Here is an 8699-nt window from a genome sequence, read left to right as displayed (position 1 = left end):
GCGTCCGTGAGGCGCGCGTCCTCCAGGTCGAGGGAGCGCTGCAGTTTGCGCCGCGTGGTGTCGCTGATGCGGTGGTCGTCGTAGAGGCCCTGGAGCGCCTTCGTCTCGACGGCTATCAGGTCGCGCCGCAGCTGGCGGTAGACGAGGTCCGCGGACTCGCCGGCGGACCCGGCGCCGTTGCCGCTGGAGTCGACCGCGCCGAGGCGGTCCTGGGCGTCTTCCAGGCGGGCCTGCAAACCGCGGCGCAGCCGGTCGAGGACGACCTCCGGCGCGGCCTCCAGGTCCGACATCTCCTCGAGCCGGGCCAGTCCCGCGCGGGCCAGTCCGCGGCGGGCCCCGGCCTCCTCCCGCTCGGTGTGGTCCGGCTCCAGGGCGATGCCCGAGCGGCGCACCACCGGCGCCAGCGTGAAGCCCTGGATCACCAGCGTCGCGACCACGACCGACGTGGTCAGGACGAGGACCAGCGGCCGGTCCTTGAGCGTCGAGCCGTCGTCCGCCAGCACCGGGATGGACAGCGCGGCGGCCAGCGGGACCACGCCCCGCGTGCCCGCCCAGGTCAGCACCACCGGCACCCGCCACGACACCGGGCCGGTGCCGCCCTTGCGCTGCACCAGGGCCGACAGCGGCGCCAGCCACAGCAGCCGCACCGCGACGAGCGTCCCGGCGACGGCGAGCGCGTACAGCGGCCAGGCCCGCTCGGCGCCGGTCAGGGCGCGCACCTGCGCGGGCAGGGCGAGCCCGATGAGACCGAAGACGACGGATTCGAGCAGGAACACCACCGTGCCGTACACCGCGTGCAGTTGGAGCCGGATGGGCGCGTTGGTGAGCCGGTCGCCCCGGCCGCCGAGCACCACCCCCGCGACCACCACGGACGTGACACCCGAGGTGTGCGCGGCCTCCGCGAGGACGTAGGCCGCGTACGGGGTGACGAGGGCCGTCACGGTCTCCAGGACCGGGTCCTCGGTGTGCCGCCGTATCACCGTCACCACGGTCGCCACCGCCGCCCCGATGACGGTGCCGCCGCCCGCGAGCAGCGCGAACTCCCCGCCCGCCGACTGCCAGTCGGCCGCCGTCGCGGCGACGGCCGTGGTCACCGCGACCCGGAAGAGCACCAGCGAGGTGGCGTCGTTGAAGAGGCTCTCGGCCTGCACCAGGACCTGCACCTTGGGCGGCAGCGCGAGGCGGCGGCCGAGCGCGGTGACCGCGACCGGGTCGGTGCTGGCGAGGATCGCGCCGAGGACCAGGGCCATCGGCCAGGAGAGCGGGGTGAGGAGCGTGGCCACCGTGCCGACGGCGGCCGCCGAGGCGAGCACCAGGCCCACCGCGAGCACCCCGACGGGCTTCCAGACGGCGCGCAGTTCGCGCCACGACAGTTCCTCGGCGCTCGCGTACAGGAGCGGCGGCAGCACCACGAGGCCGATGATGTCCGGGCTGATCTCGATCTCGGGGGTGCCCGGCAGCAGAGCCGCCGCGAGACCCGCCACGACGAGGAGGGACGGCGCGGGGATGCGCCAGTGGCGCGCGAAGGTCGCCACCATCGTGGCGAGCACGACAAGAGTCAGGACCGTACCCACGCTGCGCATGCCGATTCCTCACGTCCCCCGGAACGAGTGCGGGCTCCGCCTCGACACGAGGCCCCCGTCACGCCGACCAGACTTCCCGGCACACCACTCGCACCCTATCGCCAGGCCGTGTGCTCGTGTGTTCGTCAGGATGCCGTCAAGGTGCTCGTCGCGTGCGCCAGGGACGCGTCAAGGGTGCGCATCGCCACCACCCTCCCGCGCGACGCTCGGCCCAGCATGCGAAGGGGCGTGCACAGACGAGGAGTTGAGCGCCGGATGAGTGACGCACGGCCCGGAGAGCCGAAGCCCGGGGAGCTGAAGGTCTACCTCGGGGCGGCGCCCGGCGTCGGCAAGACCTATCGGATGCTCGCCGAGGGCAGGCGCAGGGCCGCCCGAGGGGTCGACGTCGTGGTGGGGTTCGCCGAGTGCCACGGGCGGCCCCTGACCGAGGCCAAGCTCGCGGGCCTCGAAGTGCTGCCGCGCACCCAATGCGCCTACCGGGGCGGGGAGTTCAACGAGCTGGACGTCGAGGCCGTGCTCGCGCGGCGGCCGAAGGTCGTCCTCGTCGACGAGCTCGCGCACACGAACGTGCCCGGCGGCGGCCGCAACGCCAAGCGCTGGCAGGATGTCGAGGCGCTCCTCGCCGCCGGGATCGACGTCGTCACCGCCGTCAACGTCCAGCACCTGGAGTCCCTCAACGACGTCGTCGAGAAGATCACCAGGGTGCCGCAGCGCGAGACCGTCCCCGACGACGTGGTGCGCCGCGCCCAGCAGATCGAGCTCGTCGACATGCCCCCGCAGGCGCTGCGCCGCCGCATGGCGCACGGCAACATCTACAAGCCCGAGAAGATCGACGCGGCGCTCGCCAACTACTTCCGCACCGGCAACCTCACCGCCCTGCGCCAGCTCGCCCTGCTGTGGCTGGCCGACCGCGTCGACGAGGCGCTGCAGGCATACCGCTCGGAACACGGCATAGGCGGCGTGTGGGAGACCCGTGAGCGCGTCGTCGTCGGGCTCACCGGCGGGCCCGAGGGCGACACCCTGATCCGGCGGGCCGCCCGCATCGCCGACCTTCCCCAAGCTCTCAACTCCGTTCGAGCAGGGGAGACCCCACTCGCGGGCGGCGACCTCCTCGCCGTGCACGTCGCCCGCAGCGACGGCCTCGCCGCCGGGACGTCGCACGCCTCGCTCGCCCGGCAGCGGCGGCTCGCCGAGGACCTCGGCGGCAGCTACCACTCGGTGGTCGGCGACCATGTGCCCACCGCTCTCGTCGAGTTCGCCCGCGCCGAGAACGCCACCCAGCTGGTCCTCGGCACCAGCCGCCGCGGCCGCATCGAACGATTCCTCACGGGCAGCGGCATCGGCGAGACCACCGTGGCGCTCTCCGACGGCATCGACGTCCACATGGTCACCCACGAACGGGCGGGCGGCGGGCGCCTGTTGCCGTCCCGTCGCCGCACCCTGCCCACCGCCCGGCTGATCGCGGGACCCGTCGCGGGCCTCGTCCTGCCCGTCCTGCTCACCCTCCTGCTCGCCACCGGGCGCTCCACCCTCAACCTCACCAGCGACGCCCTGCTGTTCCTCCTGGCCGTGGTGGGCGTCGCCTGCATCGGGGGCGTGCTGTCCGCCGTGATCGCCTCGGTCACGGCGTCGCTGCTCCTCAACTACTGGTTCATCCCGCCCATCGGGCACTTCTCCCTCAACGACCCCAACAACGTGCTCGCCGTCGGGGTGTTCGCGGTGGTCGGCGCGATCGTCGCGGCCGTCGTCGACCGCTCCCTGCGGCTCTCCCGGCGCTCGGCGCGGGCCACCGCGGAGGCCGAGACCATGTCCTCGCTCGCGGGCACCATCGTGCGGGGCGGCCAGACCATCCCCGTACTCCTGGAGCGGACGCGGGAGACGTTCGGGGCCCGCGAGGTGGAACTGGTCGACAGCGGCGCGCGCCCGGCAGACGGGGACGGCGCCGTGGTGACCGTGCCCGCGGGGCCCGGCACCCATCTGGTGCTGCGCGGCGCCCAGTTGGCGGCATCGGAGCGCCGCGTCCTCGCCGCGTTCGCCGCGCACGTGGGCGCCGCCGTGGAGCGGGCGCGGCTCGCGGACGCCGCCGCCGAGGTCGAACCCGTCAAGGCCGCCGACCGGATGCGCACCGCGCTGCTGCGCGCCGTCGGGCACGATCTGCGCACTCCGCTCGCGGCGAGCTGGGCCGCGGTCAGCTCCCTGCGCGGCAGCGACGTCGACTTCTCCCCGCAGGACCGCGACGAACTCCTCGCCACCGCCGACGAGTCCCTGGCCCGGCTCAACCGGCTCGTCGAGAACCTCCTCGACATGAGCCGCCTCCAGGCCGGCGCCCTCACCCTGAAGCTGCGCGCCACCGCCCTGGAGGAGGTCCTCGGGCCCGCCCTCGACACCCTGCCCACCGACGCCCCCGGCGTGGCCGTCGAGGTCGGCGACCTCGAAGAGATCCCGGCCGTCCTCGCCGACCCGCCGCTCCTGGAGCGCGTGCTCGCCAACCTCGTCGGCAACGCCGCCCGGCACGCCCCGTCGCACACCAAGGTCCAGGTCTTCGCGAGCGCCCTCGCGGGCCGCGTGGAGGTGCGCGTCGTCGACCGCGGCCCCGGCCTGCCGCCGACCGACCGGGACCGGGTCTTCGAGCCCTTCCAGCGCCTCGGCGACACCGACAACACCACCGGCCTCGGCCTGGGCCTGGCCCTGTCCCGGGGCCTCACCGAGGCGATGGACGGCACCCTCCACCCCGAGGACACCCCCGGCGGCGGACTGACGATGGTCCTGTCCCTGCCGTTCGCGGGCACCGTGAGCGAACCGCCCCTGCCCACGACCGTCGGCGGCGGCGTCGCGTGAGACCGACTGCGCCCGTGCACAGGCTGGTTGGTGCGCCGTGACGTCGACTCTCCATCTGCGGACGCAGGCCGGGGCGCGCTCCCAGCACATGGTGATCTGCGGCGACGACGGGCTCGCGCACCGGCTCGCCCTGGAGCTGGACGCCGTCTGCGGGGAGGCCGTGACCGTGGTGCTGCCCTCGCGGCGCGACGAACACGGCGCCGGGATCGCCGCGCTGCACCGCGACCCGCGCTCGCCCGTCGAACTCCATGTCGCGGCCCGGCCCGACGAGCAGGCCCTGCGGGCCGCCGGGGTCGAGCGGGCCGCCGCGCTCGCGCTCACCTACCGCGACGACCAGGTCAACATGACGGCCGCGCTGCTCGCCCGCGGGCTCAACCCGTCGATACGGCTCGTCGTGCGGATGTTCAACCGCGAGCGCGGCCGGCATCTGGAGCGGCTCCTGGACCGGGCGGCCGCCGTCGGCGCGGACACCGACCCCGCGCACGTCGACATGTCCACCACGGTCCTGTCGGACGCCGACACCGCGGTGCCCGAACTCGTCGCGGCCGCTGCGCTCGGCCACGGGCCCACGCTCCAGGTCGAGGGCAAGGTGTTCCGCGGCGTCGTCCGCGTCGCCGGCGCCTCACCGCACTCCACGGACCTGGCCACCCTCGCCGTCCTGTCCGGCGCCCACGAGCACGACCCGGCGGGCGACGACAGCCCCGAGACGCCCGGCGAGGACGGCACCCAGCTGCTGCCCGACACCCGCACCGCCGACCGCCGCCAGTTCACCCACGGCCGCCTCATGCTCGAAGAGGTCACCCACCGGACGGACGCCGTCGAGGCGCACCCCCGCCGCGAGCGGCGCGGCTCCTGGCTGCGGGCCCGGCTCGCGCACCTGCCGTGGAAGGTGTTCCTGTCCCGCGAAGTCCTCGCGGTCTTCGGGGCGTTGGCCGCGATCGTCGTCGTACTGGCCCTGTGCACCTGGCAGTTCGCGCACGAGCACCCCTGGTGGAAGAACGTCTACCTGCCGCTCCTCGACATCTTCACCATGGGCGACCCGGCCACGGGCGACGGCGCCGTGCGGCGCTGGCTGCAGCTCATCGCGGGCTTCGTGGGCCTCGCCGTGCTGCCGCTCGTGGTCGCCGCCGCCATGAACGCCACCGAGGCATTCCGTACCGCGTCCGTGAACCACCCGCCCAACGCCGACCTCGACGACCACATCGTCCTCGTCGGCCTCGGCAAGATCGGCACTCGCGTCCTGGCCCGCCTGTGCACCACCGACCACAAGGTCGTCGCCGTCGAACGCGACCCGCACGCCCGCGGGGTCGCCCTCGCCCGCGAGCACGGCGTCCCGCTGATCCTGGAGGACGCGGCGCACCCGGGCGTCCTCGACCGGGCCCGCGTCCGGCACAGCAAGTCCCTGCTCGTGCTGACCCGGGACGACAGCGAGAACCTCGACATCGTGATGGCCGCCCGGGAGACCAACCCGGCGGTCCGCGCGGTCATGAGGCTGTACGACGACGACTTCGCCGTGACGGTCCAGCGCACCCTGCGTGCCTCCTATCCGGACGCCCTCACCCGCAGCCGCTCCGTCTCCGCGCTCGCCGCCCCGGAGTTCGCGGCGGCCATGATGGGCCGCCACGTGCTGGGCGTCATGCCGGTGGAGCGCGGCTCACTGCTCTTCACCGCCGTGGATGTCGCGGGCCACCCCGAACTCGAAGGGCGGTCCGTGCACGGGGCGTTCCGCGAACACGAGTGGCGGGTCCTCGCGGTCGGCGCGGCCGACGCCGGGCGAGCGCCGTTGGACACCCTCGCGGGGTTCCGCATCGACGGTGCGCAGGGCTTCGACTGGCGGCCCGCGCACGGCCGGGTGCTGCGCGCCGGTGACCGGGTGGTGCTCGCCACGACGCGGCGCGGACTGGACGTCCTCATGACGGGCGTCCAGCCGCACCCGCCGCAGCGGCGCCCCTGAGCAGGCGCGTCGGGTGAACCGGTGCGTCAGTCGACCGCGTGCGTCAGTCGAGCGGGTGCGTCAGTGCCTGGGGCCGCCCACCCCGTCCACGGGACTCTCGTGCCGCCGTACCGAGGGAGTGCTGGGCTCGCCCCTGCGCACCGCACCGGGGGCGCGGGCGGCCGAACGGTCGGCGGCGCGGGCCGACGAGGTGAGCTGCCAGGGCACGCTGGTGACCATCACGCCGGGCGTGAACAGCAGCCGGCTCTTGAGCCACAGCGCGGACTGGTTGTGCAGCAGGTTCTCCCACCAGCGGCCCACCACGTACTCGGGGATGAAGACCGCCACGACATCCCGGGGGCTCTCCCGGCGCACCGACCGGACGTAGTCGACGACGGGCCGGGTCACCTCGCGGTACGGGGAGTCGACCACGGTCAGCGGCACCTCGATCCCGTACTCCTCCCAGCGCCGCCGCAGCCCGGCCGCCTCGTCGCGGTCCACCGACACGGTCAGGGCCTCGAGGCGGTCGGGGCGCAGCGCCCGCGCGTAGGCCAGGGCCCGCAGCGTCGGCTTGTGCAGCGTGGAGACGAGGACGATGCCCAACACCCGGGAGGGCAGGACGAGTTCACCCTTCGGATCGTCGACGGCCAGCTCGGTCGCGGTGGTGTCGTAGTGGCGCCGGATGCCCCGCATCATCAGCCACAGGACGGCGGCGGCGAGGACCGCGAGCCAGGCGCCCTGGGTGAACTTGGTGACCAGGACGATCACGAGGACGAGTCCGGTGACGAGGGCGCCGAGACCGTTGATGGACCGGGACGTCCGCGCACGGCGCCGCACCGCGGGGTCGCGCTCGGTGCGCAGGGCGCGGTTCCAGTGCCGCACCATGCCCAGCTGGGAGAGCGTGAACGAGGTGAAGACGCCCAGGATGTAGAGGTGGATGAGGTCGGTGACGTTCGCGCGGTACGACCACAGCAGCGCTCCCGCGACGACCGCCAGGGCCAGGATGCCGTTGGAGAAGGCGAGCCGGTCGCCCCGGTTGTGCAGCTGCCGGGGGAGATAGCGGTGCTGGGCGAGGATCGAGGCGAGCAGTGGGAAGCCGTTGAACGCGGTGTTCGCGGCCAGGATGAGCACCAGCGCGGTGGCGGCCTGGATGAAGAAGAAGCCGATGCTGTGGTCACCGCCGAAGACGGCGGAGGCGAGCTGCGCGATCACCGTCTTCTGCGTGTACGACGCGCACGAGCCGTCGATCCCGGTCAACTGGCAGGAGTCCTCGGTGATGTGCACCTTCGCGATCAGTGCCAGCACGGTGACGCCGATGAACATGGTGACGGCGGTGAGGCCCATCGCGGCCATCGTGGTCGCCGCGTTCTTCGGCTTGGGCTTGCGAAAGGCGGGCACCCCGTTGGATATCGCCTCGACCCCGGTGAGCGCCGTGCAGCCCTGCGAGAAGGCGCGCAGCACCAGCATCAGCGGGGCGAGCCCGGTCAGATGCGCGTCGCCGGGCTCGGCCGTGATGCCGTACTTCGCGCTCTCCGCGACGGGCGCGTCCCCGACGAGCCAGCGGAAGAGACCCGTGGCGATCATGATGAGGACGCCGCCGACGAAGAGGTACGTGGGCGCGGCGAAGGCCCGCCCCGACTCCCGTACGCCGCGCAGGTTCATCGCGGTCAGGACCGCGACGAACCCGAGGGCCATCAGGACGCGGTACTGGGCGAGTTCAGGCACCGCCGAGATGATGTTGTCGACGCCCGAGGCGACCGACACGGCCACGGTCATGACGTAGTCGACGAGCAGTGAGGCGGCCACCACGAGCCCGGCGGAGGGGCCGAGGTTCGTGGACACCACCTCGTACGAGCCGCCGCCGCTGGGATAGGCGTGCACGACCTGGCGGTAGGAGAGCACCACGATCGTCATCAGCAGGACGACGGCCGCCGCGATCCACGGCGCGAAGTGGAGATACGCGATCCCGCCGACGGTGAGGACCAGGAGGATCTCCTGGGTCGCGTAGGCCACCGACGACAGCGGGTCGGAGGCGAAGATCGGCAGCGCGAGACGCTTGGGCAGCAGGGTCTCACCCAGCTCCTCGCTGCGCATGGCGCGACCGATCACGAGACGCTTGAGCAGGCCGGTCAGGGTGAACACGGCGCGAGCGTAAGGGGCGGCACCTGGCGCGGCGGCGTTAAGGACGCGTTAGGGTTCGCGCGCAAACCCCACATACGACTCAAAGCGGTGCGCGTGGGGGCGCGGGCCGGATGCTCCGGACCGGACGGCACACGGCCGCGACACGGCCGCGACCTGCCTTGACGCACTGCTGGCGTCAGAGACGCGTCAAGGCCCTCTCACGC

4 protein-coding genes are annotated in these 8699 nt (G+C 73.5%); 2 read left to right on the top strand and 2 right to left on the bottom strand.

Going from position 1 to position 8699, the window contains the following annotated elements:
- On the bottom strand, positions 1-1583 hold a 1583-nt coding region (locus tag ACQB60_RS45560), incomplete at its 3' end, for a Na+/H+ antiporter (RefSeq protein ID WP_496932011.1).
- Between the two features lie 255 nt (positions 1584-1838).
- Between ACQB60_RS45560 and ACQB60_RS45555 the strand changes: the two genes are divergently transcribed.
- Positions 1839-4421, top strand: a complete 2583-nt coding sequence (locus ACQB60_RS45555) for an ATP-binding protein (protein WP_496932010.1) — start codon at positions 1839-1841, stop codon at positions 4419-4421.
- 37 nt (positions 4422-4458) lie between these two features.
- Positions 4459-6375, top strand: coding sequence for an NAD-binding protein (locus tag ACQB60_RS45550; RefSeq protein WP_496932009.1), 1917 nt, complete (start codon positions 4459-4461; stop codon positions 6373-6375).
- A 60-nt stretch (positions 6376-6435) separates the two neighbouring features.
- On the opposite strand, the gene ACQB60_RS45545 is transcribed toward ACQB60_RS45550, so the two are convergent.
- On the bottom strand, positions 6436-8448 hold the full coding sequence (locus tag ACQB60_RS45545; RefSeq protein WP_496932012.1) for an APC family permease: 2013 nt from the start codon (positions 8446-8448) through the stop codon (positions 6436-6438).
- Between the last annotated feature and the right edge of the window lie 251 nt (positions 8449-8699).

Origin of the sequence: Streptomyces odontotermitis, assembly GCF_050510915.1 — a bacterium.
Classification (GTDB): domain Bacteria; phylum Actinomycetota; class Actinomycetes; order Streptomycetales; family Streptomycetaceae; genus Streptomyces.
The sequence above is the reverse complement of the archived record's forward strand: the minus strand, read 5'-3'. Positions and strand labels throughout refer to the sequence as shown.

Excerpts from the sequence above, each read along its gene's own strand:
- ACQB60_RS45555 (WP_496932010.1), top strand. The coding sequence starts at position 1,839 with ATGAGTGACGCACGGCCCGGAGAGCCGAAGCCCGGGGAGCTGAAGGTC.
- ACQB60_RS45545 (WP_496932012.1), bottom strand. The coding sequence starts at position 8,448 with ATGCGCAGCGAGGAGCTGGGTGAGACCCTGCTGCCCAAGCGTCTCGCG.